General features: G+C 42.8%; 23 protein-coding genes, 1 pseudogene and 2 other annotated features. Of the genes and pseudogenes, 22 read left to right on the top strand and 2 right to left on the bottom strand.

Features of this window, described 5'->3' with window-relative positions; all coding sequences use genetic code 11:
* Positions 1–7 precede the first annotated feature (7 nt).
* The 6 genes from RV13_RS16030 to RV13_RS16005 all read left to right on the top strand — a co-directional run bounded on the left by RV13_RS16030 (position 8) and on the right by RV13_RS16005 (position 5,905).
* A complete protein-coding gene (locus RV13_RS16030) occupies positions 8–592 on the top strand; it encodes a TetR/AcrR family transcriptional regulator (protein ID WP_371085636.1) in 585 nt (194 codons plus the stop codon).
* A gap of 142 nt (positions 593–734) precedes the next feature.
* Entirely contained in the window at positions 735–2,075 is a 1,341-nt protein-coding gene (locus RV13_RS16025; protein ID WP_010743555.1) for an aldehyde dehydrogenase family protein, read from the top strand.
* Between the two features lie 9 nt (positions 2,076–2,084).
* The gene (locus tag RV13_RS16020; protein WP_010743554.1) at positions 2,085–2,975 is read left to right on the top strand and encodes a phosphate acyltransferase; all 891 of its coding nucleotides are present in this window, start codon (positions 2,085–2,087) and stop codon (positions 2,973–2,975) included.
* Between the two features lie 6 nt (positions 2,976–2,981).
* On the top strand, positions 2,982–4,052 hold the full coding sequence (buk, locus tag RV13_RS16015) for a butyrate kinase (protein ID WP_010743553.1): 1,071 nt from the start codon (positions 2,982–2,984) through the stop codon (positions 4,050–4,052).
* Positions 4,053–4,097: 45 nt separating this feature from the next.
* The gene (locus RV13_RS16010) at positions 4,098–5,216 is read left to right on the top strand and encodes an NAD(P)-dependent alcohol dehydrogenase (RefSeq protein ID WP_060789491.1); all 1,119 of its coding nucleotides are present in this window, start codon (positions 4,098–4,100) and stop codon (positions 5,214–5,216) included.
* 14 nt (positions 5,217–5,230) lie between these two features.
* On the top strand, positions 5,231–5,905 hold the full coding sequence (locus RV13_RS16005; RefSeq protein ID WP_010743551.1) for a hypothetical protein: 675 nt from the start codon (positions 5,231–5,233) through the stop codon (positions 5,903–5,905).
* Positions 5,906–5,940: 35 nt separating this feature from the next.
* On the opposite strand, the gene RV13_RS16000 is transcribed toward RV13_RS16005, so the two are convergent.
* Positions 5,941–6,387: an OsmC family protein gene (locus RV13_RS16000; RefSeq protein ID WP_010743550.1), complete on the bottom strand. Its 447-nt coding sequence runs from the start codon at positions 6,385–6,387 to the stop codon at positions 5,941–5,943.
* Between the two features lie 231 nt (positions 6,388–6,618).
* Between RV13_RS16000 and RV13_RS15995 the strand changes: the two genes are divergently transcribed.
* Both RV13_RS15995 and RV13_RS15990 read left to right on the top strand, forming a co-directional pair.
* Positions 6,619–7,416, top strand: coding sequence for a formate/nitrite transporter family protein (locus RV13_RS15995; RefSeq protein WP_028020424.1), 798 nt, complete (start codon positions 6,619–6,621; stop codon positions 7,414–7,416).
* Between the two features lie 318 nt (positions 7,417–7,734).
* Positions 7,735–8,448: a nitroreductase family protein gene (locus RV13_RS15990; RefSeq protein WP_010743548.1), complete on the top strand. Its 714-nt coding sequence runs from the start codon at positions 7,735–7,737 to the stop codon at positions 8,446–8,448.
* A 36-nt stretch (positions 8,449–8,484) separates the two neighbouring features.
* Here the strand turns inward: RV13_RS15990 and RV13_RS15985 are convergent, their stop codons facing one another.
* The gene (locus RV13_RS15985) at positions 8,485–9,444 is read right to left on the bottom strand and encodes a YncE family protein (RefSeq protein WP_010743547.1); all 960 of its coding nucleotides are present in this window, start codon (positions 9,442–9,444) and stop codon (positions 8,485–8,487) included.
* Between the two features lie 128 nt (positions 9,445–9,572).
* Positions 9,573–9,802: a binding site (T-box leader), on the top strand.
* Between the two features lie 67 nt (positions 9,803–9,869).
* Positions 9,870–10,095, top strand: a binding site (T-box leader).
* A gap of 69 nt (positions 10,096–10,164) precedes the next feature.
* Between RV13_RS15985 and trpE the strand changes: the two are divergent.
* The 14 genes and pseudogenes from trpE to cydC all read left to right on the top strand — a co-directional run.
* Positions 10,165–11,504: pseudogene (trpE, locus tag RV13_RS15980) on the top strand (anthranilate synthase component I).
* On the top strand, positions 11,501–12,031 hold the full coding sequence (locus RV13_RS15975) for an anthranilate synthase component II (RefSeq protein ID WP_010743545.1): 531 nt from the start codon (positions 11,501–11,503) through the stop codon (positions 12,029–12,031). The pseudogene trpE and the gene RV13_RS15975 overlap by 4 nt, the downstream one beginning before the upstream one ends.
* Positions 12,032–13,045 carry an anthranilate phosphoribosyltransferase gene (gene trpD / locus RV13_RS15970; RefSeq protein ID WP_010743544.1) on the top strand — a complete coding sequence of 338 codons (1,014 nt, stop codon included), beginning with the start codon at positions 12,032–12,034 and terminating at the stop codon, positions 13,043–13,045. It abuts the gene before it with no gap.
* Positions 13,046–13,804: an indole-3-glycerol phosphate synthase TrpC gene (trpC, locus tag RV13_RS15965; RefSeq protein WP_010743543.1), complete on the top strand. Its 759-nt coding sequence runs from the start codon at positions 13,046–13,048 to the stop codon at positions 13,802–13,804. It abuts the gene before it with no gap.
* The gene (locus RV13_RS15960) at positions 13,801–14,406 is read left to right on the top strand and encodes a phosphoribosylanthranilate isomerase (RefSeq protein WP_010743542.1); all 606 of its coding nucleotides are present in this window, start codon (positions 13,801–13,803) and stop codon (positions 14,404–14,406) included. The genes trpC and RV13_RS15960 overlap by 4 nt, the downstream gene beginning before the upstream one ends.
* A 351-nt stretch (positions 14,407–14,757) precedes the next feature.
* A complete protein-coding gene (gene trpB / locus RV13_RS15955) occupies positions 14,758–15,951 on the top strand; it encodes a tryptophan synthase subunit beta (protein WP_010743541.1) in 1,194 nt (397 codons plus the stop codon).
* A complete protein-coding gene (gene trpA / locus RV13_RS15950; RefSeq protein ID WP_010743540.1) occupies positions 15,948–16,703 on the top strand; it encodes a tryptophan synthase subunit alpha in 756 nt (251 codons plus the stop codon). Before trpB ends, trpA begins: the two co-directional genes overlap by 4 nt.
* 70 nt (positions 16,704–16,773) lie before the next feature.
* Complete coding sequence (locus tag RV13_RS15945; RefSeq protein ID WP_060789492.1) at positions 16,774–18,180, top strand: C69 family dipeptidase; 1,407 nt, start codon at positions 16,774–16,776, stop codon at positions 18,178–18,180.
* 192 nt (positions 18,181–18,372) lie between these two features.
* Positions 18,373–18,756 carry a hypothetical protein gene (locus tag RV13_RS15940; RefSeq protein WP_010743538.1) on the top strand — a complete coding sequence of 128 codons (384 nt, stop codon included), beginning with the start codon at positions 18,373–18,375 and terminating at the stop codon, positions 18,754–18,756.
* Positions 18,757–19,075: 319 nt separating this feature from the next.
* A complete protein-coding gene (locus RV13_RS15935; RefSeq protein WP_010743537.1) occupies positions 19,076–19,969 on the top strand; it encodes a diacylglycerol/lipid kinase family protein in 894 nt (297 codons plus the stop codon).
* Between the two features lie 334 nt (positions 19,970–20,303).
* The gene (locus RV13_RS15930) at positions 20,304–21,722 is read left to right on the top strand and encodes a cytochrome ubiquinol oxidase subunit I (protein ID WP_010743536.1); all 1,419 of its coding nucleotides are present in this window, start codon (positions 20,304–20,306) and stop codon (positions 21,720–21,722) included.
* Positions 21,715–22,758 carry a cytochrome d ubiquinol oxidase subunit II gene (gene cydB / locus RV13_RS15925; RefSeq protein ID WP_010743535.1) on the top strand — a complete coding sequence of 348 codons (1,044 nt, stop codon included), beginning with the start codon at positions 21,715–21,717 and terminating at the stop codon, positions 22,756–22,758. The genes RV13_RS15930 and cydB overlap by 8 nt, the downstream gene beginning before the upstream one ends.
* Positions 22,759–22,877: 119 nt before the next feature.
* The gene (cydD, locus tag RV13_RS15920) at positions 22,878–24,590 is read left to right on the top strand and encodes a thiol reductant ABC exporter subunit CydD (RefSeq protein WP_010743534.1); all 1,713 of its coding nucleotides are present in this window, start codon (positions 22,878–22,880) and stop codon (positions 24,588–24,590) included.
* On the top strand, positions 24,587–26,358 hold a 1,772-nt coding region (gene cydC, locus RV13_RS15915), incomplete at its 3' end, for a thiol reductant ABC exporter subunit CydC (RefSeq protein ID WP_071875975.1). The genes cydD and cydC, both read left to right, overlap by 4 nt.

Genomic DNA, 26,358 nt, shown 5'->3' with positions numbered 1-26,358 from the left:
GGGAGAGATGACATTGAAAAAAAAGCAAGACAGTTTGATGACGAAGAAGCGTTTGCTAGAAACCGCCTTTCAAAATTTCTATGAAGTTGGGTTTGAAAATACCTCTTTAGATAAAATATCAAAGGATGCCCATGTCAGTCGTGGAGCGGCGTATTGGCATTTTAAAAATAAATCGGAAATCTTTGGCGAAGTCGTTCGTATGACGATCGAAAAAATTAAAGCTGAAAAACGAAAAATTATGCAGGATGAACATTTATCCTTTCAGGAGAAGGTCATACAGATACTAGTTGTACCGTCACAAAATCAAGAAGGCTTCAAATTTATGCAGCAATCATTAAAAACGTTAGAGGTGTATCCAGAGTTTGCGGAGCTCTTGGAAACGTTTCGAGAAACGCGTGGCCGACTGTATGAATTTTTCTTAGAGGGGTTGAAAAGGGAAGGACTAGAGGAGAAGGACGCGGCAGCTGTCTCCAGTATGCTTTATAATTATTTTGAAGGCATGTATGGCTCTGGTACCCCAGAGGAAGTGACAAAAAATTACACCACCGAGGCAATCAGTCGAAGTATTTCGATTATTTTTACAAACCATTAAAAAAAAGAAGAACTTGTTTGCAGCAACGTTTTGTGAACAAGTTCTTTTTTTTACGTAATTGACAGCGCTTTCATAAGTTAGGTATATTGGGGTTGCAAGCTACATACACCGATGTATGTAAAAATGAAAGGGGCTTGAGAAAATGACAATTGAACAAATGGTAGAACGGGCACGTGTCGCAATGGAGGAAATCAGTGGCTATGATCAGGCGCAAGTGGATAAGATGCTTTACACAATTTCAAAAGCAGTTTTTGAGCAGGCCGAGCCATTAGCGAAATTGGCGATAGAAGAAACTCGTTTGGGACGTTTGGATCACAAAATTGGAAAGAATCAAGGAATGGCGACCAATATTTTTGCGAGCTTAAAGGATAAGAAGTCTGTCGGTGTCCTTAGAGAAATTCCGGAAGAAGGGCTGATTGAAATCGCTCATCCAAGAGGGGTCATCGGCTCTGTTACGCCAACGACCAATCCAACCATCACACCACTAGGCAATGGTCTAATGGCATTGAAGGGAAGAAATGCCATGATCGTTTCACCGCACCCTCGATCGAAAAAAACAACGAAGGAAACGATCGAATTAATGCGAGAAGCTCTTGTCAGTGTCGGTGCGCCACGAGATTTGTTACAGGTGATTGAAGAGCCTAGCATCGAATTGTCTCAGGAATTAATGAAAGCGGTCGATTTGATCGTAGCTACCGGTGGACCAGGGCTAGTGAAATCCGCTTATTCCAGTGGTCATCCCGCCTATGGTGTCGGCCCAGGAAACGTACAGGCGATTTTAGACCGTGATTTTGATGTGGAGGATGCAGCAGAACTATCTGTAATTGGGCGTTCCTTCGACAATGGGATCGTATGTGCTTGTCAGCAAAGTCTATTTTATCCAGCGGAAAAAGAAGTAGAGGTCCTTGAGCACTTGAAAGATAAGCAGGCAGCGGTAATCACGAATAAGGCGGATTTAGCAAAATTACGGGAGACACTTTTCGTTGACGGAAAGGCCAATCCAGCGATGATTGGACAAGATCCAAAAGTGATCGCTGATGCAGCGGGCGTTGAGATCCCAGCAGATAGTCAAATTATCGCTGTAAGAGTTGAAGCAGTCGGTAAGGAAGAGCTATTTTGTAAGGAAAAAATGGCTCCGGTTTTAGCATTAAAGAGCTATGACAAATTTGAAGAAGCGGTTGCTTTTGCGCGGGAAAATCTTTTGTTAGAAGGCGCAGGACATTCGGCGGGCCTATTCAGTCATACGGAAGAACATCAAATTTATGCTGGAGAAGTGCTGCCGGTTAGTCGTCTAGTCGTAAACCAACCAACCATTGACGCCGGAGGCTCGCCAGCAAATGGATTAAGCCCAACGGTCTCATTAGGTTGCGGTTCTTGGGGAAACAACATTATTTCAGAAAACTTGAACTATACTCATTTAATCAATATTTCTCGCGTTGCTTCACCTATTCCGCCAAAGCATGATGACAATCCTTGGGACTAGGTGGAAAGTATGAAAAAATTTGATGACCTATTAACAAATTTTTCTAGTGAACAAAAAATTCGTATCGGCGTGGTTTGTGCGAATGATGAGGTTTCTATTCAGTCTGTGTTTAACGCTAAGGTGAAAGAGCATTTGGAGCCGATTTTGATTGGGGATAAAGAGAAAATAAACGAACTATTGTTGAAATTCGGTTATTCTGCACAGGTTGTTTCAGGTAAAACGGAAGAAGAATGTGCGGCAATCGGCGTCGACATGGTTCAAAAAAGAGAGATCGACTTTTTGATGAAGGGTCATATTCAAACACGCACCTTCTTAAAAGCGGTAGTAGATCGTGAAAAGGGCATCGCCACTAGTGGTCTACTGAGCCATGTGGCGCTAAATGAAATTCCTGCCTATCATAAGCTTCTCCTGACGACAGACGGCGGAATGGTAACGGCGCCAAGTAAAGGGGACAAGAAAATTCTAATTCAGCATGCCATCGAAGTCATGAATAAAATCGGCGTCGAAAAACCGAAAATTGGATTGTTGGCAGCAGCCGAAAAGGTCAATCCGAAAATTGCCTCGAGTGTAGAAGCAGAGGAACTCATGCAGGAAATTCAAACAGAAAACCCAGAAAGCTGCTGGATTGATGGGCCAATTTCTTTGGATCTGTCCTTAAGTAAAAAAGTCGCGGAAATCAAGCATTATGACAGTCCCGTCGCGGGTGATGCGGACATCGTGATAGGTCCAGACATCACGACAATGAATGTCTTAGGCAAAAGTCTGACCATTTTAGCGGGAGCGAAGATGGCCGGCTTGATCATGGGGGCAAGTGTCCCAATCGTAATGGTTTCTCGCGGTTCGACTGAAGAAGAAAAAGTATTTTCGATCGTAGTCGCTATGTATTGCAGCAAGAGGTGATCGTAGATGAAAATTTTAGCCATTAACCCCGGCTCCACCTCCACGAAGGTCTCTTATTATGTGGATGGAGAGATTATTAAAGAGCAGGGAATTTCTCATTCCACCGAAGAATTGCGCCAGTTTCAAAATGTTGTGGATCAGTTGGAATTTCGTCGAGATATTTTACTCGCTTTTATGGAAAAGGAAGGAATTGATCCTAAAGAACTAGATGCTGTCGCTGGTCGGGGAGGAAGTTTGCCGCCAGTGACCTCTGGCGCTTATGAAGTCAATGATGAGATGATTCATTACTTAAAGGATGTCACTCAAATTGAACATCCGTCTAATTTGGGGGCGATGTTAGCCAAGGAAATCAAAGAACAAGGCAGTGAAAAGACCATTGCTCTGATTTATGATCCTGTCTCGGTGGATGAATTTGAAGCAGTTGCTCGTATCTCAGGGTTGAAGGGAATCGAACGAAAAAGTATCGGACATGCGCTAAATATGCGAGCGGTGGCAATGAAGGTTGCACGTGAAGAAGGACTCGATTATAAGAAAGCGACACTGATCGTCGCACATTTAGGTGGGGGCAATACCATCAGTATTCATCATAACGGCAAAATGATTGATTTGATTTCTGATGATGAGGGACCATTCTCAACTGAGCGAACAGGCGGGCTGCCATTAAAATACTTGATGCCGCTATGCTACGAGCACACCTTGAAGGAAATGCTGCGGCTGTATAAACGCGAAGGCGGCTTGAAGTCCTATGCTGGGACCAGTGACGCCAGAGAAATCGAGAAACGTGTTTTAGCAGGCGATAAAGAGTTGGAGGTTGTGTACGACGGCTATATTTATCAAATCGCAAAGGGCATCGGCAGCCTCGCGACTGTGACCAATGGTGCAGTAGATCGTATCGCCTTAACAGGCGGTGTGGCCTATTCAGAAATGGTCGTTTCTGAATTGAAAAAAAGAGTTGGTTTTATCGCACCGATCCTCGCCGTTCCGGGAGAACACGAGATGATTGCTTTATCAAAAGGAGCAGAACGAGTAGTCCTAGGGGAAGAAGAACTAAAACAATTTAACCCTCCTGCTTCATAAATCATTGGAAAATAGATTCTTTTAAATCAAGAAAGGGGAAACACAATGAAAATCAAAGCGGCATTAGTAAAGGAAAAAGGAGCACCTTATGAAATCACGGAGCTTGAGTTAGCGGAGGTTGGATCGAAGGATGTATTGGTAAAAATCGTTTCCTCAGGGTTATGTCGTTCAGATTACGGGGAAAGAAACGGGAATAGCATCAATTTTCCTAATGTTTTAGGTCATGAAGGTGCAGGGATCGTTGAAAAAGTGGGAAATGCGGTAACTTCTGTTGTACCGGGAGACCATGTGATTCTCTCCTATGCGTATTGCGGAGAGTGTAAACATTGCGTAGAAGGTCATCCATCTTCCTGCGAAAAATGGTTCACCGTAAACAATCTAGGAAAAAATCCACGGGGAGAATTCATTTTACACACAGAGGATGGCACCGAGGTCAATAATTTCTTCAACCAATCTTCTTTCTCAACTTATAGCCTGACAGAAGAATCAAATGTCGTAAAAGTGGATAAGGACGTAGATTTACGCTTGCTTGGTCCTTTAGGCTGCGGACTTGGAACTGGAAGTGGCGCAGTATTAAGTGTGCTTCAACCGAAAGTTGGCGAAGGAATCGCTGTCTTTGGTACTGGTGCTGTAGGCTTCTCGGCAGTCATGGCGGCGAAAATCGCTGGCTGCTATCCAATCGTTGCGATCGATATCAATGATCAGCGTTTGGAAAAAGCAAAGGAACTAGGTGCCAGCCATATCTTCAACAGTAAAGAAGAGGACCCTGAGGCCTTCATCAAGAAATTGACTGATGGCAGAGGCCTGGATTATGTGATTGATTCAACGGGGGTTGGACCGGTGATGACTAAAGCGTTACATTCTGTTAGTAATTCTGGTACCTTTGTTCCATTGGCAGTGACCCAGAAGAATTTTGAAGTAAATACCTTCTTCGACTTAGTTTTTGGAAATAAAAAGGTCCGTGGGGTATTAATTGGCGACACCATCGTTAAATACCATTTGCCAAATCTAATCGAATTTTATAAACGCGGAGAATTTCCATTTGACCAATTTGTAAAATATTATGATTTTGAAAACATCAATCAGGCAGAAGCGGACTCGATCAGCGGAGATGTCATTAAAGCAGTGGTCGTAATGGATAAGGATTATCAGCCGCCAAAATGATAGGAGGAAGCTAAATGAAGAAAGGGGACATTGTTTGGGGACTTCTGCTAGCAAGCTTATTGTTGCTTTTTGTAATTCCCACCACGAGAGATTCGATTTTAGCAGCAAGTGGAGCCCATCCATATCTTGGCGGCTTCATCCAATTTGCTATTTTGGCCACGATGGGTGATCTGTTTGGCAAACGTATTGCATCTGGCGACTATCAATTTTCTTCTCAAGTCTTTTTACGAGCAATCGTTTGGGGCATCATCGGCTGTATGGTGACACTGGTTTTCCCTGTATTTATGGGCGGTGCCGGTCTAGCACAAGCAGGCAAGCTTTTGCCGTTTGTCGGAACTTCGGTTGCTCAGGCCTTTTTCGGAAGCAGTATCATGAATTTGACCTTTGCGCCGGCGATGAATACCTTCCATCGAATCATGGAGTTATGGATTGAAACAGCCGCGGCAAAAGAACCCGTTAGTTTGAAAAAGCTGATCGGTAAAATTGATTGGGTTGCTTTTGTGACCTTCAACTGGTTGAAGGTCGGCATCTGTTTCTGGATTCCTGTTCACACGATTGTCTTTCTCTTACCTGAAAACATTCGGGTGGTAGTTGCAGCCTTTAGCTCGATTGCGTTGGGAATCATTCTTTCCTTCGCTTCGAAAAAGGGCAGTCGTTCAACGGAGGTAACGGGGAAAGAGGCCATATAACGAATACTGTTTGAAAGACAAAGCCAGCTAATTAGTTAGCTGGCTTTTTTGGAGTTGATATTCAGTTCCATTTCAGGAGCATTCACGATAGTGTCCTTGACTGGACAGGTTTTCTCAATAAAAGCAACCAGTTCTTGGATTTCTTCTTCGGTATTGTCAGCATCAATATAATAATTGGTGATGATTTTCGAAAAACCAACTTTTACATCTGGTTTGCCTTTCAGTCGATCTGAATCAATCTCACCTAGAATTTCCACTCGCATCGATTTCAATCGGATGTTTTTTGCTTGATAAAAGAACCGCACCACCATCATTTTACAAGCCCCTAGTGAGCAGAGCAGGGCTTCCAGCGGATTCATCGCTTCGTTGGTCCCTCCGACACTCTCTGGTTCGTCAATCATAAATTCGAAACCGCGAGCCGAGCACTTTAACTGAAGACCGCCTAATGATTCTACCTCTGCCTTTAGCACTTGTTTTGCCATTCATATCCCTCCCAATCTTTTCTTCAATCATACGATTTTTCCTCATAAAATTAAATAACTTGTGCAATTTTTCTCAATATTTCATTTTTTTCAAAGTTTTCATTGAAAATGTTATGGAAATCTTGTATGATACCTGTACATTATGGCTCAAGCCAAGAAGGAAGGAACTTTATGAAATCGGATTTATTTATGGAAATTGAAGAAACACCTGCGACTGAAAACGAAAAGCATGTGAAAAAACAATCACCTTTGATGTCTCAGCTGGAGTATTCAATTAGTAAAAAAATTGATTTGTTTAATTCGAGTTTGCCTCGTTATGCAGTACGTTCGATGTTAGCTTGTTTATTTTTAGCGCTAGGAACGGCTATTGCTTTTTATATTGCCATTCGCATGCAAGAAGCGATTCCAGGTTTGGAAAAGATGGCGTATGCCTTCATGTTTAGCTGGTCATTGGTAATGATCTTGTTCATGAACGCAGAATTAGGAACATCCAATATGCTATACACTACGATTGGTGTATACAAGAAAAAAATGTCCGTATCATTTGCACTGAAATTGTTGTTTACTTGTATCTTGTTTAATTTAATCGGTGGTGTTTTATGTGGCTATTTATTGTCACTAACCGCACCGTTCGGTCATTTAGAGCCAGATAACTATATGTTTACTGGGATCGCGTCGAAGCTGACAAAATCTACTGGACAAATTTTAGTTGAAGGCATGTTTGCCAATATTGTGGTAAATACCGCTGTTTTAGTTAGTCTGCGAATGAAGGATGATGCGGCCAAAGTTATGGCGATCATCTTTATCATCTTTATCTTTGCCTTCTTAGGCTTTGAGCACGTCATCGCCAACTTCCCAGCATTTTCTTTAGCGTATTTCGCCTCTCATGGGACTATTGCTGAGATGACTGCCGGAAATGTGGCGCACAACCTGTTCTTCACGTTGATCGGAAACTTCATCGGCGGGGGACTGGTTATGGGATTAGGCTACGCGTGGTTAAATAATACCGATTCAAAATATGTCGACTAATAAGCGTTAGGGAGAAATCCCTAGCGTTTTTCTTTTGCCAGTCCAACTTTTTGCAGTTTAGTACAATTTGAGTACACAATCAGTTGTTAAGTAATAAAGTAACAAGCGGTTTAGTTGGATGGTATGCGAACGAAAAATGCTTCCCTGAAACAGAGCTAGCAGCCAGTCCAACTTTTTGTAAGCGACTTTGTTTACTCCTATTAATAAATGTTCTGATTAACAAAATCTCGCCATTCTATTGAACTTGTTCTCTTGCGAATCGACAGAAAGAATCATATAGTTGGATGTAGGATAGACTCATTTTAAGGAGGTAGCTGTATGGATCTTTATTCAAGTATATTTACTAGAAAATCTACTCGTAATTTTGCCTCATCGCCGTTGTCTGAAGAAAAATTAGATGAAATCAAAGCCTTTATTGAAACCGTTAAACCACTATTACCTGACGCAAAGATCACATATAAATTGGTTGGTCCAGAAGAAATTAAAGGAATGGGTGTGCCGAAAGCACCCCATTATTTCTTGATATACGGGGAAGAACAACCCTTAAGAAATACCTGTGCCGGTTATTTGTTTCAGCATGTTGATCTCTTTCTTTTCGCTCAAGGATTAGCGTCTCGCTGGGTTGGTATGATCAAACCAAAGTCTTCTGATCCGAATTTCATTATTGGGATGGCTTTTGGGGAGCCAGAGAAGACGGAAAAGAGAACACTAAAGGATTTTGATCGCAAATCGTTGAAGGAAATTTCTGAGGGAAAAGACGAGCGCCTCGAAGCGGCACGCTTGGCGCCTTCTGGTTTGAATGGTCAGCCGTGGTATTTTATCGCAAGAAATGGGGCGATCTTTGTTTATCGCCAGAAAAAAATCAATGGTCTGCCGGGCATGATGTATAAGCTGACAGATCTGGATGTTGGTATCGCTCTTTGTCACTTAGCAGTAGCGACTGAAAAAAGTGGAAAACCCTTTGAATTTCTTATTAGTAAAGGAGCGCCAGCTGCACCAGATGGGGCACTCTTTGTTGGAACTGTGAAGTAAAAAAACTTGCCAATCCTTATTGAGGTTGGCAAGTTTTTAAATATCAAGCAATTTTTCTATATCCAATTGGAAAATATCCTTCATGACTAAGGTTGTTTTCTTGCGATAAGCAGAGGATCCGCTTTCAAAAAGAGTATAGAGCTGATCGTCCTCAACATAGATTTGTTCCAAATAGGGTGGCGTATCAATGATTTTAACGGCCTGACTAGGGTCGGAGAAGTCTGTTGTTTGCTGAATATCGAAAATAAAAATTTGTCCCGGCTGCTTGCCCCAGGATTGAGAAAGCAGTAAATACTTTTTATAAAAAGTTACGCCTTGAATCTTCTGAGGGATCGCTAGTGCTCCATAGGGTGACTCGACCAATGTTTTTTTCGTTGGATTTGCCAACGCGCCGTCTTCATCGATTGGATAGCAGACCACTTGACCAAAGGTTTTTAAGGAAAACAGCGCAACGACCAGATACCCATGATCATAGGTAATCGCTGAGGCCCGCGGCAGTTCCTTTATGGCAACTTTCTCTCGATAGGCAATGGGTCCATTAAGCTCGTTATAGTTATCGATGTCTTCTAAATGAATCGTGGCCACAGCTGCATGTTTTCCAGCAGTATTGCTGATCCAGATTTTTTTGTGAATCGGATCGTAGGCAAGGCCGCCAGCATGGGGCAAGTCCGGTAGAGGAATGGTCTTAAGGTGGATTCCCGTCTGTCGATCCAAGACATAGATGACTGAATGGTGGCGATGATCATAGCAATAAGCGGAGATAAGCAGATAGTTTTCCGTTAACGTCATCCCCTGCGGCGTCATGGAGGGGCAATCCACTGATTCGTGATTTTGATTTAATGTTCGGGCTTTTTTTAAACCAGGAACGCGATACGTTTTCTCGGCGGCGGCATCGAAAAATGCTGGAAAAGCTTGCCAAACGTTTTTCCGATTGTAAAAAGAGCCTGTTAAAAAATGGCGCAGCCAGTTCGTTAGCCTGGAAATAATTTTTTTCAATGATTTCGCCTCCAATGTCCTTATTTTAGCAATTAATTTGTTTTAGGCACAGTCAAACGGACTCGAAAAACACTTTTTTAGTCAAAAAGTATTGACAAGTAGAAGCAAAGCGAGTAGTATTCAAAAAAATAAGTGTCTTACAAAAGAGAAGTAACATAAATGAGCCTTTTCAGAGAGCTGATGGTGCTGTGAATCAGTAAGGATTATTATGCGAATGGACTTTTGGACGAAGTTTTGAAACCTAGTAGGAACTTCCGGGAACTCCCGATACAGAGTAAGGTCGTTGTTGGACGACTGAATGAGAAATGCCTTGTTTGGCATACCATTGAGGTGGCACCGTGGATTTTCCGCCCTCAAGTCGAGTTTATTTCGACTTGGGGGCTTTTTGTGTTCTCAAAGGGTAGAGTTTTTTAGAACCAATTAAAACCAAATCATAAACAAGAGAAGTAGCTAGGAAAGAGAAAATCACAGAAAGTTTCAGTTGATGAGAAGAAACATTTTCTCCCTAGTGAATGGACTTGTTGGAGCGTTCTTGAATCATAGTAGGGAACGACGGGAGCTCCCGTTACAGAGTACGATCGTTGTTGGACGATTAGAGTTGCTGTTTTGTACAGTAAAAAGAGGTGGTACCGTGCTATTTGCGCCCTCAAACCAAAGTCATTTGGTTTGGGGGCTTTTCTGCGTTTTTTGAGAAAATCTGACAAGTAAAGGAGATAAATAATGAAGAAAATAAAAGAGTTATCGGATAAGGATTTGAATCCAGTGACGATTTATTCACGTTTAAAGGGTCGAGGGACCTGTTTATTTGAGCGAAAATCTGACACGCAGGATTATGCCATTATCGCTTTCGATCCCGTCAGGCGTTTAACGTTTCAAAAGGGTGAATTCCAAAATGGCGAAGACAGCTATCCCTGTACGGATCCGTTAAAGGAGTTAGGAAAATATGTTCTGAAGGAGGAACTGGAGCAGTCAGACTTGCTCTTTCAAGGGGGTGCACTAGGCTATGTCGGCTATGATGTGGCAGCTTGTTATGAAACCATTGGAGAGATTCCAAAGGATGAATTAAATGTCCCCGATCTGCAATTTTACCTCTATGAGTCGTATGTGATTTATGACAAGAAGAAAGCTAGCTGCACCTTGGTTGTCGGAAATACTTACAGTAAAGATACGGAAGAGCAATTGGATAAACGAATGGCAGAATTAACGCGCAAGTTAGAAAAGGAAGTTGTTGTTCCAAAGCAGAAAATATCTCCGTTGAAGTTCAGAAGTAATTGTTCCCAACAAGAGTTTGAAGCGACGGTCAAACAGGCGAAGGAAAAAATCATCGAAGGAGATTTGTTTCAAGTGGTTCCCTCTCAACGATTAACGGCCGATTTCCCAGTGGAGCCATTCAGTTTCTATTGTCAGTTGCGAGCGTCGAATCCTTCCGCGTATCTATATTTTCTAGATTTTCCAGACGTTCAAGTTATCGGCAGCTCGCCAGAGAGCTTGGTAACCGTCGAAGGAGAACTGGTTACGACAAATCCAATTGCCGGAACGAGAAAACGTGGAGCGACTCAGGAGGAAGACGCGGCACTAGCCGAAGAACTGCAAAACGATCCGAAAGAGGTCGCGGAACATCGCATGTTAGTAGACCTTGGCTGCAACGATTTAGGCAAAGTTGCTGTGCGAGGGAGCGTAACAGTTCCGACCTATTTAACAATCGAACGTTATCGGTTTGTGATGCATCTTGTTTCAGTGGTGACGGGTAAGTTAAAAACAGAGCACACGGCGATGGATGCACTAAAGGCGACTCTGCCCGCTGGAACTGTCAGCGGAGCCCCGAAAATTCGTGCGATGACTCGAATTTATCAGTGGGAAGTTCGATTTACGCCGGAGCAGTAGGCTTTTTAGGGCATAATGATCAAGCTGATTTTGCTATCGCGATTCGCACGATGGTGGTCAAAGATAAAAAAGCCCATGTGCAGGCTGGAGCGGGCATTGTTTACGATTCAGACCCAACAAGTGAATATTTAGAAACGTTGCAAAAAGCGAAAGCATTAATGGAGGTGGGACAATGATTTTACTCGTCGATAACTATGATTCATTTACCTATAATCTGGTTCAGCTCTTACCAGAAAATCTCAGGATTTTAAGAAATGATGATCCAGAATTATTTTCAGTGGCAGAGGAGGCAGAAGCGATTGTTCTTTCACCAGGACCAGGGCGACCGGCGGAGGCGGGAAACATCGAAATGCTGATCCGTCGATTTTATCGCAGGAAGCCAATTTTAGGCATTTGTCTAGGTCATCAGGCAATTGGTGAAGTTTTTGGTGGGAGAATTATCCAAGCGCCGAAGATCATGCATGGAAAACAGTCGAATCTTGAAGGAATGCGAAACCGTCAGGTCATGCGATACCATTCGCTGATGATTGACCCTGAGAGACTTCCAGAAGATCTAGAAGTCACATATGAGGCGGAGGACTGTATCATGGCGGTACGTCACAAGCGGTATCCCGTCTTTGGTTTACAGTTTCATCCGGAATCCATCGGTACGGAAGACGGTGCCAGCTATCTCAATCAATTTTTACAGAAAGCAGGGATTTAAATGCAGGAATTATTTGAAAAAGTTTATCGTGGCAACGATTTGACAATTACAGAAATGCGGCAGGTAGGCAAGGCGATCTTTGATCAGCAATTAACCGACAGTCAAATCAGCGGTTTGCTGGTAGGGCTGAAGGTCAAAGGTGTGGCCGCGGCGGAACTCACTGGACTAGCGCAGGTGATGCAGGGGAAAGGCACACCGATGCTGACGGCACCAGCCGGTGTAATGGACAATTGCGGGACTGGCGGCGATCATTCGCAAAGCTTCAATATCAGCACTACCGCGGCCTTTGTTTTAGCCGGTGGCGGAATCCCGATGGCTAAACATGGCAACCGCAGTATCTCTAGTAAATCCGGCAGTGCCGATGTGCTGGAAGCGTTGGGTCTTTCATTGACTGTTAGTCCAGGTAAGATTGATTACTTGCTGAAGGAAGCAGGCATCGCCTTTTTGTTCGCACCGACTTTGCATCCGGCAATGGGTGCGGTCATGAATATTCGTAAAGAACTAGCGACACCGACAATTTTTAATTTGTTAGGACCGATTATTAATCCTTATCCGTTGGATCATCAATTGATGGGAACCTATGCAGGAGATTCGTTAGTAGAGACCGCGAAAACACTAGGACAACTAGGCAGAAAACGAGCAATCGTTGTTCATGGCCATGGTGGAATGGATGAGGCGAATTTAGCGGGCACTACGCATTGCGCGTTGTATCGAGATGGTGCTGTGGAAGAATTTACCTTTGATCCAGAAGAGGTTGACTTCAAAAGGGTACCTTTAAGCGGGATTGTTGGTGGCTCTGCTGAAAAAAATAAGGAAATTTTATTATCTGTTTTGCAAGGCACCCCATCGGCCTATTATGAGACAGTCTTGTTGAATGCTGGTTTAGGATTTTACGCTAGCGGACGAGTAAAAACACTCGCTGACGGGATCACTGAAGCAGAACAGTCCATTCTTTCCGGCGCAGCCTATGATCGGCTGCAGCAATTAATTGAAAAACAACAGGAGGTGGCATAATTGGACTTTTTAACAACGATTTTGCTTGAGAAAGAACGCGAGGTCGAAAATTTAACAGCGGTACAAGAGGTACCGGCGAAGCAGCGGCCTTCTTTTTATCAAATGGTCAAAGAAAATCCAGAGAAAATGCATGTAATCGGAGAAATCAAGCGCGCCTCACCTTCAAAAGGAGCGATCAATGAAGGGGTGGATATCTTGAAACAGGCGCAGGAATACGAAAAAGCGGGTGTTAGTGCGATTTCCGTCTTGACCGATCCAGTTTTCTTTAAGGGAAGAATCAATGATTTGGCGGCAGTTTCTCAAATGGTAGAGGTTCCGCTTTTATGTAAGGATTTCATCATTGATGAACGGCAGCTGGATCGAGCGAAAAAAGCTGGAGCCAGTATTGTTCTTTTGATTGTGGCGGCATTGTCAGCGAAAAGACTAGCTGAGCTGTATCAGGCGGCTGAAGCACGAGGATTAGAGGTTCTTATAGAGGTTCATGATGGCGAAGAGTTGACTCAAGCTCAGGCGATTGGCGCAAAAATTATTGGTGTCAATAATCGTAATTTGAAAACCTTCAATGTCTCTCTTCATACGAGTGTCGCTTTGGCGCAGCCTGAAGGAGAAACAGTCTACATCAGCGAGTCTGGCTTTAAAACAGGCGAGGATGTAGCGAAGGTGAAGGCAAACTTTCACGGTATCCTAGTAGGTGAAACCTTAATGCGAGCACAGAGTCCTACAGAGAAGATCCATGAGCTGAAGGTGAAACGAGCATGACGCAAATCAAAATCTGCGGACTAAAGAATTCTTCAGCAATTGAAGCGGCGGTAACAGCTGGGGCAGCGTATCTTGGCTTTGTCTTTGCAGAAAGTCCACGAAGAGTGAGGCCAGAAAAGGTCAGCGAGCTGACTAAGAATTTGCCAGAGGAAATTAAAAGGGTAGGGGTTTTCGTTTCACCGACACGAGAAGAGGTGGAGGAAATTATCGAGACTGCTGGACTGGATCTGATTCAAATTCATGGAAAAACCGAACTAACTGAGCTTTCCCGACCGATCATTCGAGCCTTCAGTATCAAGGATCAGGATTCCTTCTATTTTTACCAATACCCCCATCTTTTACTAGATGCACCACCAGCTAAGCTGATGGGTGGAAATGGGCAAACCTTTGATTGGCATTTGGTTGATCAGCGACATCTTCCCAAAGAAAAGCTCTGGCTAGCCGGTGGTTTGAATTCGGAAAATGTTGGTGAAGCGATCCGCTTTTTCCAGCCCCAAGTCGTAGATGTTTCTAGTGGTGTGGAAACCGCTGGTGAAAAGGACTTGGCGAAAATTCAAGCCTTTTGTCAAGCGGTAAAAATAGCCGATGAACAGCAAAAATGATCTATGAAAAGTATAAATGAATACCATATTATGAACGAGGATGTCAGTTCCACTTTTTCCAGTATGTATTGCTCGAAATCCAAAAAAGACCAAGAAATAGATAGAGTGAGAAACGTTTAGTGGAATGATATACGGAGAGAAAATCAGACTCATTTTTCAACAGAAAAATGAATACTATATTATGAACGAGGATGTCAGTTCCACTTTTTGCAGTATTTATTGTTCGAAATCCAAAAAAGACCAAGAAATAAACAGAGTAAGAGACGTTTAGTGGAATGATATACGGAGAGAAAATCAGACTCATTTTTCAACAGAAAAATGAATACTATATTATGAACGAGGAGTGATTCCATGTACCAACAACCAAATCAAGCAGGTTTTTATGGGGAGTACGGTGGCAAGTTCGTACCCGAAACACTGATGTATGCAGTCCAAGAATTAGAAGAAACTTACGAGGCTTCAAAGGCAGACCCAGAATTTCAAGAAGAGCTGGATTATTATTTAAAACAATACGTAGGGCGGGAAAATCCGCTTTACTTTGCTGAACGCTTAACCAATGACTTAGGCGGCGCCAAGATTTACTTAAAAAGAGAAGACTTGAATCATACAGGAGCACATAAAATAAACAACGCTTTAGGGCAAGTATTACTGGCGAAGAAGATGGGCAAGCGTAAGGTGGTCGCTGAAACAGGAGCCGGCCAGCATGGGGTAGCCACTGCGACTGCTGCCGCACTTTTCGGTATGGAATGTACGATTTTTATGGGTGAGGTTGACGTGAAGCGACAAGCCTTGAATGTCTTTCGAATGGAGCTGTTAGGTGCGAAGGTGGAAAGCGTTACATCAGGTAGTAAGACACTTAAGGATGCAGTGAATGAGGCGCTGCGCTACTGGGTTGCGACAGTAGAAGATACTCATTATGTGATGGGTTCTGTTTTAGGACCTCATCCTTTTCCTGAGATCGTTCGGGATTATCAAAGCGTGATTGGGATTGAGACCCGCAGACAGATTTTGGAGGCAGAAGGACGTCTGCCTGATTTGGTGATGGCTTGTGTGGGCGGCGGAAGTAATGCGATGGGCATGTTTTACCCGTTTATTGAAGATGAAGAGGTTCGTTTGATGGGGGTTGAAGCTTCAGGGCATGGACTGGATACCGAGGAACATGCGGCTTCTATTAATAAGGGGAGTATCGGCATTTTACATGGAGCGAAGATGCACCTTTTACAAGACGATGATGGACAGGTTCTGGAAGCCTTTTCAATCTCGGCGGGCTTGGATTATCCAGGGATCGGACCAGAGCATTCTTTCCTACATGATCTTGGTCGTGCGGAGTATGCTGCTATCAATGATGAGGAAGCCGTCGAAGCCTTTCACTATCTTTCACGATTGGAAGGAATCATTCCAGCGTTAGAGAGTTCTCATGCACTAGCGCAAGTCATGAAGGTTGCACCAACTATGGATAAAGATCAGATTATTGTCATGAACCTTTCTGGCCGGGGCGATAAGGATGTTCAACAAATCAAAGAACGGATGGAGGCAGCAAAATGAAACCATTAACAGAAACATTAAAAAGCAGAGCGGAGACTGAAAAATTATTTGTGCCCTATATCATGGCTGGTGCACAAGGATTGGACAAATTAGAGGAAGAAATCGCGATGCTGGTGGAGCAGGGCGCGGCAGCGATTGAGTTAGGCGTTCCCTTCTCTGATCCGGTTGCTGACGGTCCAACGATTCAAGCGGCCGGATTACGTGCCTTCGCTCAGCAGGTGACACTAAAGAAATTAGTTGAGAAACTGCAGGAAATTCGTTCGGGAGCACCGTTGATATTAATGGGTTACAGCAATTCCTTTTTCCATTATGGTATCAAGGAATTGGTGGAGGATTTAGAGGGAACCGATGTTCAAGGCTTTATTATTCCTGATCTGCCTTATGAGCATCAAGAATTGGTGACACCAGATTTAGGCGACATGGCATTGTTAACCTTGATTTCATTGACAAGTCCAACAGAAAGGATCGAGCAATTAGCCGCAGAGGCGGAGGGCTTCATTTATGCGGTAACGGTCAATGGAATTACCGGAACCGATCAACAGTTCAGGACCGATTTAATGGAGCACTTAGCGAAAGTCAAAGCCGTCAGTGATATTCCGGTTTTGGCGGGCTTTGGTATTTCAACCAGTGAACAAGTGAAAAAATTTCAACAGGTCTGTGATGGGGTAGTCATCGGCTCGAAAATCGTTCGTTCCTTAGAAGAGCAGGGGACAGAAAAAACGGGAGAATTGCTGGCGGAAATCTTCCGATAGGATTTCGTTTGGTGTTTCATTTTTTTAGCGTTATACTTGAGGTACCATGAAAAGGGAGAGTGTTTCAAGTATGACAAAGAGAGTAAAAGGTTCATGTACCACCGTACTAGTCGGAAAGAAAGCATCGATTGATGGCTCAACTATTATTTCAAGGAACGATGATGGGCATGAAGCTCTAGACCCACAACGTTTTGTAGTCGTTCAACCAGAAGAACAGCCAAAACATTACCAAGCGGTAATCAGCGGTGTAAAGGTTGAACTACCTGACAATCCAATGCGCTATACCTCAATGCCAAATTCGATTTTAACGAATGGTATCTGGCCAGCAGCGGGGATCAATAGTGAAAATGTGGCGATGTCCGCAACCGAAACAATCACTACAAATCCACGTATCCAAGGGCTTGATCCATATGTAGAAGGCGGCATCGGGGAAGAAGATATCGTCACTTTAGTATTGCCTTATATCCACAGCGCTAAAGAAGGCGTAGAACGTTTAGGTTCTTTATTGAAAGAATACGGCACCTATGAACCAAATGGGATTGCTTTTTCCGATCAGGATGAAGTATGGTGGCTAGAAACTATCGGCGGTCATCATTGGGCAGCGGTTCGCATTCCAGACGATGCTTACGTTGTTGCGCCAAACCGGATGAACATTGATGCGTTTGATTTTGATTCAGAGGATACACTTTGTTCAGACGATTTAAAGGATTTGATCGAAGACAATCACTTGAATCCAGACTTTGAAGGCTACAATTTACGTCACATTTTTGGAAGTTCTTCTATTAAAGATACGGTTTATAATAATCCACGTGCCTGGTATGGACAAAAGTACTTCACTCCAGAAGTAGAACAAGACCCAATGGATCAGGATTTGCCATTTATCTGCCGGGCCAACCGCAAAATCTCGATTGAAGACGTGAAATTTGTCCTAAGTTCTCACTTTGAAAATACGAAATACGATCCTTATGGTGACGGTACAGAAGCAGAGAAGACCTTGATTCGTCCAATCGGAATCAACCGCAACCATAACGTTCACATTTTGCAAATCCGCAACAATGTCCCTGCAGAAATCGCTGGCGTTCATTGGTTAGCTTATGGCGCGAATACCTTTAACACAGTCGTACCATTCTATTCAAATGTGAACGATACGCCAGCTTGCTATAAAAATGCGACAGGAACGTTTGATTTGAACAATATGTACTGGTTAAGCTGTGCTACAGCTCTACTTGGTGACACGGACTACAACTTCTATGTTGATTTCCGAAATACCTTCGAGCTAGAAGCAATGTCTGTTTATCGCGGAATCCAAAACGCTAAAGATAAAGCAGTCGCAGATCAAACAGATGTACAGAAATTCTTGGAAGCAGCCAATGAAAAATTAGCGGATGAATCCTTGAAACGTCAAACCAAATTGTTTGGCGATATGGTCATTTCAGGCTCAGAACATATGAAGCTACGCTACAATTTGAATGACTAATCCTGCTAGTAAGTAAAAGCCTTCGTTTTTGCGAAGGCTTTTTTTGTCAATCTTTTTTTGCAAAAATCTAACATTGAGTGAAAAATGTCCCGTTATTTGGACAATTTTTATCAATAAAGAACCTGTCATTGACTTTATTTCTTTTGGAAGGGTATCGTTGAGATAAGAAAACGAGCAAAAGGAGGCAGTAGGATGCAGGAAATGAATTTGACGCTCCAAAAGGTATTTTCCCTTAAAAGAAAGACGATTGAAAAACGTTTATCGGCATATTATGAAAAAACTCATGATGAAAAAGCCACCGTTCAAATCCTAATCGCGCTTCAGGTACGGGATGAATTAGGTGAGGCTGATTTTTCATTTTTCTTGAAAGACTTAGTGCGCAAGCTGTTTTTAAAAACCAAATCAACTCGTACTTTGCGACGATATTATCTATTTTTTAGGGAATATTTTACGGCAAAGGAATGGCGCTTGCTACCACTGCGCCTATTTCCAATTAAAACTTACATTGCCGAAAAGCTTGAGCAATTATATACGCAATTTATCAAAACACCGTTGCAGGGATTGGTGGGTTCGTGAAGAGGAATGGCTAATAATTAAAAAAAAAACTATTTTAACCCCGCAAATTATGATCGATAACAAATCTGTTGCAGCAATTTTCGAAAATTCAGAACGAATAATGTGCACATACTCGTAGTGTTTCGTTATTCTGAAAATTTTTCAAATAGAAGGCATGTTAAAAAAAATCTGATGGTTTTATTTTTGAGGAGAAATAAAGTTGGTCTTTCTATAAGTCGTCTCAAGTAAGAATTCTTCTCCCACCTGATATACTGAAGAAGAAATAGAAAACGGATACGTAACAGGTTTTCCAGAGAAAGAAAAAGGGAGAGAAGAAGCGATGAAAAAAGCAGTATTGATTATCAATCCCAGTTCTGGGAATGAAGAGGCCAAGAATTATGAGACGCAGGCTCGAGAAAAACTGGCGCAATTTTTTGATGAGGTTGAGGTAAAGGAAACAGCAGAGGGAGGAGACGCCACTAAATTTGCGCGGAAGGCTGCCGAGGAGAAGGTTGATAGTGTTTTTGCGATGGGTGGAGATGGTACCGTCAATGAAGCCATCAGCGGACTCGCTGAACAGTCTTATCGTCCAACTTTTGGTTTCTTTCCATTAGGGACTGTCAATGATTTGGCGCGTTCTTTAAATATTTCGATGGACCCGCAGGAGGCGATCGAATCCTTTGATATCGAACAGAAGACCTCGTTAGATATTGGAAAGGTCAACGACGAGTACTTTATGAATATCGTTTCTGTCGGCAGTATTCCCGAAGCCATCAGTGATGTAGATGTAGAAGAGAAGACAAAGTTCGGCAAGCTAGCCTATTTTGTGAATGGAGTAAAGGAAGTCTTCAATGATGAAAACTATCATTTTACCTTAGAAATTGATGGAGAGCGGACGGAGATCGAAAGCAGTGCTGTTGTCATCGTCTTAACAAGAACCATCGGCGGCTTTACGCATATTGTTCCCGAAGCGAAAAATAATGACGGCAACCTGTATCTCTTGTATTTGAAGGACCAGAGTATTACAGATCGCCTAAAAAGTGTTCCTGATATTATCAAGGGCGTAGATCAATCTACGGATACTATTGGCTACACGCCCTTTAAAGAAGGGCGCTTAACTGTAAAGGAAGAGACAGAATTACGTCCAAGTGTAGATGGAGACGAGGGACCAGAACTTCCTCTGACCATCAAAGTATTGCCGCAGCATCTTGACGTATATTGCGGCGGAGAATAATTGGAAACAGCTTATTGGGCTCAGCTCAATAAGCTGTTTTTATGTTTTGTTTTCAAATGAATCTGCTCGTCATTATTAATTTCTCGCGAATAATTCTGTGGATATGGTTGGCTCTTGTGAGAATTTTATTATAGATGATAAGTAAGCCTTGTGCTTTTTTGCAAAATAGTTCATTTATTTGAGCTTAAATAGTTATTTTCCTTTTTCCTCAAATTTCTTAAATGAAAAGCGCTTAAGCTGAACATTTGGCAATTTATGCCGTAAGGATTATAGTAATTACAGAAAGGGTTTATATTTTAGTTTTGTTATTCACAATTGTAGGGGAGGAATTAAAATGGATATAGTGACGTTGGCCCGTTTTCAGTTCGCCATGACAACGGTTTTTCACTTTTTCTTTGTGCCATTCTCCATTGGGATGGTTTTGGTTGTTGCCATTATGGAAACATTATTTGTTAAAACGAAAAATGAAAAATACCGTCAATTGGCGAAATTCTGGGGAAATATTTTTCTCTTGAGCTTTGCGGTGGGCGTCGTGACTGGGATCATTCAAGAATTTCAATTTGGAATGAACTGGTCAGATTATTCACGGTTCGTCGGAGATATTTTTGGCGCGCCATTAGCAGTAGAGGCTTTATTGGCCTTCTTTATGGAGTCTACTTTCTTAGGACTCTGGATGTTTACATGGGATCGTGTGAAACCACGGACACATGTCATTTTTATTTGGTTAGTTACCATTGCTTCGATGTTATCAGCTTTCTGGATCTTAGCGGCGAACAGCTTCATGCAGCATCCAGTTGGCTATGCCCTTCGTAACGGTCGAGCAGAAATGACGGATTTTGGTGCGGTCATTGCCAATCCGAAAGTATGGTACGAATTTGGCCACGTAATCGCGGCGGCGATAACAATGGGTGGAATGATTGCAGCCGGTCTTGCGGCATTCCAATTGTTAAAACGTAAAGACAAAAAAATGCGTGAATTTTTCATGAAATCGATGCGCATTGGACTAGTTGTAACATTGTTCGGCTCAATCTTGGTTTTAGGTGCAGGTGATGCACAAATGAAAGCTTTGATTGAAGGTCAGCCAATGAAATTTGCGGCGATGGAAGGAACCTATGAGGACACAGGAGATCCAGCTGCCTGGACCTTAATTGCTTGGGACAATGAGCGAGAGCACAAGCAAGTTTTTGGTGTTCAAATTCCTTATATGCTAAGTATTCTTTCCTATAACAAGCCTTCTGGTTCCATTAAAGGGATGGATACGGTCAACAAGGAATTAGTCAAAAAATATGGAGATCGGAATTACTATCCACCAGTCAATGTCTTATTTTGGAACTTCCGAATCATGGCAGGCTTTGGCATGCTGATGCTGTTAGTAGCGATTCTTGGGTTGTTCTTTACGCGCAAGAAGAAGCCAATCCTCTATGAAAAGCGCTGGATGCTGTGGGTGATGGGACTTTGTACCTTCGCACCGTTCTTAGCAAACACGGCCGGCTGGCTAGTCACTGAGCTAGGACGTTATCCATGGACGGTTTATGGGTTATTTACGATAGAAGACAGTGTTTCGCCAAATGTTTCGGTTGCTTCATTGTTGACCTCAAACATTATTTACTTCCTATTGTTCTCTGGTTTGGCAGTAACGATGATTTATTTGGTCAAACGAGAATTAAATAAAGGGCCAGTCTTGGATGACGACAATCATTCTGGACAAGATTCGATGGATCCTTTTGATAAGGGGGCGTTCACTCATGAGTAGTTTACAATTATTATGGTTCTTATTGATCGGCGTCCTGTTTTCCGGTTTCTTCTTTCTAGAAGGCTTCGACTTTGGTGTTGGGATGTCCGTGCAAACACTTGCTCATGATGAGCACGAAAAAGATCAGATTGTTCAAACGATCGGACCCGTTTGGGACGGAAATGAAGTTTGGCTCTTAACTGCTGGCGGAGCGATGTTCGCATCCTTTCCTTACTGGTATGCTTCATTGTTCAGCGGGTACTATTTGATTCTGTTTATCATTTTATTTGGCTTGATTATTCGCGGGGTATCCTTTGAATTCCGCAGCCACATGCCGAAAGAACGCAAACAGTTATGGAACTGGACCTTGAGCATCGGAAGCTTTTTGGTTCCCTTCTTCTTCGGAATCCTATTCATCAGTATGATTCAAGGGATGCCATTAGATGCGGATCACAATATGATGGCGACCTTTACTGATTACATCAACTTGTATTCTGTGGTCGGTGGAGTCGCATTAACCTTGCTTTGCTATTTACATGGGCTAAACTATATTGCGTTGCGGACAGAAGGTCCTGTTCGTTATCGGGCGAAAAACTATGCGCAGGTGCTATACGGCGTCTTGTACGTCGGTTTAGTGATATTTGCTGTGTTAATGTACTTTAAAACAGATTTCTTCCAAAATAATTTCGCGGTTACCTTGATCTTATTGGCAGTGATTGTTTTACTTACAGTAATCGCGAATGTTTCAGTCTTCAGAAATAAGGAAATGCTGGCATTTATCGCTAGCGGTCTAACGATGATTGCTTTAGTGGCATTGTTGTTCAGCGGTTTGTTCCCACGAGTATTGATCAGCTCTATTCCAGGGAATGACCTATTGATTCAAAATGCTTCATCAAGTCCTTATACCCTGAAGATTATGTCTTATATTTCATTAACGATTTTGCCTTTCGTACTGGCTTACACTGCTTGGACATACTATATTTTCCGTAAACGGATTAAACATCCCCATGAGATTACCAATTCAGCTCTTCGCAGCGAAGAAAATGGGGCGTATTAGGTAGATCGTTGGCTGACCAAGATCAAACTCATCCAGCTGAATGGTAGACGAAATAACAAACAAACTCATTTTTCAGTTTATGAAAAATGAATACATTAAGAGGAATTAGGAGTTCAACCATGATAGACAAGAAGTTATTACAACTTCCCGGTATCAAAAAAATTCTGATGTTGCTTGCAGGATCTGCTGTCCTGCAAGCAATCTTTATAATTGGGCAAGCATATGGTCTAGCTATGACGATTACTCATTTATGGAACGGGGAAGGCTTAAACAACCAAATATATTGGATACTGCTGTTTTTTGGCTCTTTCGCGCTGAGGCATCTGGGGACCTATGCACGGGAGCACGTATTAGAGGAATACGCGTACCAACAAGCCAAGGATTTACGAAGTCAATTGTTGCAGAAAATCTTCCGCTTGGGACCGCAAGTCGTGCAAAAGCAAGGCACAGGGAGCGTGGTTACCACGGCGCTAGATGGTATTGATCAGGTAGAGGAATATTTGCATTTGATTTTACCGAAGATGCTGAATATGATGATCATTCCTTGGATTTTGTTAGTAGCGATTTTTCTACTAGATTGGGAATCAGGCGTGGTCCTATTGATCGTTTTTCCGCTGATTATTATTTTTATGATCATTTTAGGCTATGCAGCGCAAAGCAAAGCGGATAAGCAATATAAAGTATTCCAGCTATTATCCAATCATTTTATTGATTCACTTCGAGGCATTGATACCTTAAAATTCTTTGGCATCAGCAAGCAGTATAGTAAAAGTATTTATACGACCAGCGAGCGTTTTCGCAAGGCAACGATGAGTACCTTGAAAGTAGCGATTCTCTCGACATTCGCCCTTGATTTCTTTACCACATTATCTGTTGCGGTCGTGGCGGTTTTATTAGGGTTGCGTTTGATCAATGAGGGGATCTTTTTATTTCCTGCATTAACGGTACTGATTTTAGCGCCGGAGTATTTTTTGCCAATCCGTGATTTTTCTAGTGATTACCATGCGACACTGGATGGGAAAAACGCGATGGACGCGGTTCATCAGATTTTGGACCTGCCAGAGGCACAAGGCGTGACGATTGGATTGCCAACTTGGTCAGCGGATAGTCAGTTATCCGTGGCTATGGATTATCATTATGAGGATAAATTGGGTGCGACGGTTGATTTCAAGGTTCAGGGCTACAAAAAAATTGGGATTATTGGAATGAGCGGTTCGGGTAAATCAACGTTAATCAATCTTCTCAGCGGTTTTTTACGACCGGAGGAAAGTCAGATCAGCTTTAATGAACAGGTTCTGCCCGCCTTCGACCAGCCGCAGTGGCAGGAGCAGTTAATATATATTCCTCAACATCCATACATTTTCCAACGCTCGGTGCGAGAGAATATTGCTTTTTATCATCCCCAGGCTAGTGATGCTGAAATTTTGAAGGCAATCGAAGTCACTGGCTTAACGGATTTGTTGAAGGAATTACCACAAGGGTTAGATACAATATTAGGGGAGGGCGCTCGAACCCTCAGCGGAGGACAAGCGCAACGAATCGCTTTAGCGAGAGCTTTTCTAGACCAAGAGCGCAAAATATTGCTATTCGATGAACCAACGGCTCATTTAGATATTGAGACGGAGGTAGAATTGAAGGAGCGGATGCTGCCATTGATGGATAATCATTTAGTGTTCTTTGCTACTCATCGATTGCATTGGCTGGCAGAAATGGATTATTTACTGGTCATGGATCATGGGAAGCTTGTGGAACAGGGCACATTAGAAGAACTAAAACAAAAAAATGGCGCCTTTACAAAATTGAGTCAGGCATTGCGAGGTGAAAAAGGATGAAACCAATCGGATTATTTGAAGTGCTGAAAACAGACGAATGGGTGAAGCCTTTTTTCAAACAGTATAAGAAGTCTTTGATTTTGGCGTTGACGCTTGGATTTATCACATTTTTCTGTGCAGGTGCGTTAATGTTCAACTCTGGCTACTTAATTAGTCGGGCCGCATCGTTACCGGAAAATATATTGTTGATCTATATCCCGATTGTTTTGACCCGTGCCTTTGGGATCGGTCGACCAGTCTTTCGTTATGTTGAGCGGCTAGTCAGTCATAATTGGGTGTTGAAAATGACCTCGAATCTGCGGGTGAAGTTGTATGACTCGCTGGAGCAAGACGCTGTTTTCTTTAAGCAGAACCACCGAACAGGCGACATCCTAGGATTGCTTTCAGAGGACATCAATCACATTCAGAATTTATATTTACGAACGATTTTTCCAACGATTATCGCGTGGCTGCTCTACGTCTTTATTGTTATCGGAATTGGCTATTTTTCACCCTTCTTCGCGTTGGCGATGCTTTTACTATTGGGAATCGTGGTCTTTTTACTGCCCTTATGGTCTGTTATCATCAATGGTGCAAGACAAGAGCAGCAGAAGCAAATGAAGAATCAGTTGTATAGTGATTTGACGGACAATGTTTTAGGAGTCTCGGATTGGATCTTTAGTCAACGGGGGCAGGATTATGTGAACCATCATGAAGAATCTGAGGAAGCTTTACGAGCAGTGAATCGGAAGCTTCAGAGTTTTCAGCGAAAACGCAATTTTCTGCTTCAGCTGATGTTCGGTGTGATCACGATTGCATTGCTGCTATGGACGAGTCGTCAATTTCCAGGAAATCACGGAGGAGCAGCCAATTGGATCGCAGCTTTCGTATTGTCTGTATTTCCATTGATCGATGCCTTCGCTCCATTACCAGCGGCCGCACAGGAAACTAATAGTTATCAGGATTCTATCAAGAACTTAAATGACTTACCTGCTATTAAAGACAAGCAAAACGAATCTCCTGTCGTTTCTGGCTCATTAGAGCTAAAAATTGATCAAGTACGTTATCACTATCCAGAAAGTCAAAAAGAGGTTCTATCTGGCATTGATCTAATTCTACATCCAGGTGAGAAAATAGCGATTTTAGGTCGTAGCGGCTCAGGAAAAAGTACCTTAGCCAATCTGATTCGCGGTGATTTGCGACCGACTGAAGGGGCCATTACGTTAAATGACATAGCTACTTACGCATTCGGTGATGACATCAGCAAATATCTGGGAGTCATTCATCAAACACCGTACCTGTTTCATACGACGATTGCTAACAATTTACGAATCGGAAATGAAGCGGCAGAAGAAGATGAACTTTGGCAAGTGTTAACCCGAGTTGGCTTGAAGGAACTTGTTGAAGAGTTGCCAGAGGGTCTAGAAACAATGGTGGATGAGGCCGGTCTGCGTTTCTCTGGCGGGGAACGGCAGCGTCTCGCATTGGCTCGAATCCTTCTACAGGAAGCACCGATTATTCTGTTGGATGAACCCACCGTTGGGCTTGATCCAGTCACTGAGCAGTCGTTGATCAATACCTTCTTCCATGAATTGCAGGATAAGACGGTCATTTGGATTACCCATCATCTGCAGGGAATTGATGCGATGGATCAGGTCATCTTTGTCGAAGACGGACACTTAACCATGCAAGGAAGCCCAAATGAACTCGAACAAACCAATGCCCATTATCGTAAATTAAAACAAATCGACCAAGGGATTATGGCTCTTTGTCAAATAGGACTGATAGA

It is taken from the genome of Enterococcus raffinosus (assembly GCF_001886185.1).
Taxonomy (GTDB): Bacteria; Bacillota; Bacilli; order Lactobacillales; family Enterococcaceae; genus Enterococcus_A; species Enterococcus_A raffinosus.
This window is presented reverse-complemented; position numbering and strand designations above follow the sequence as displayed.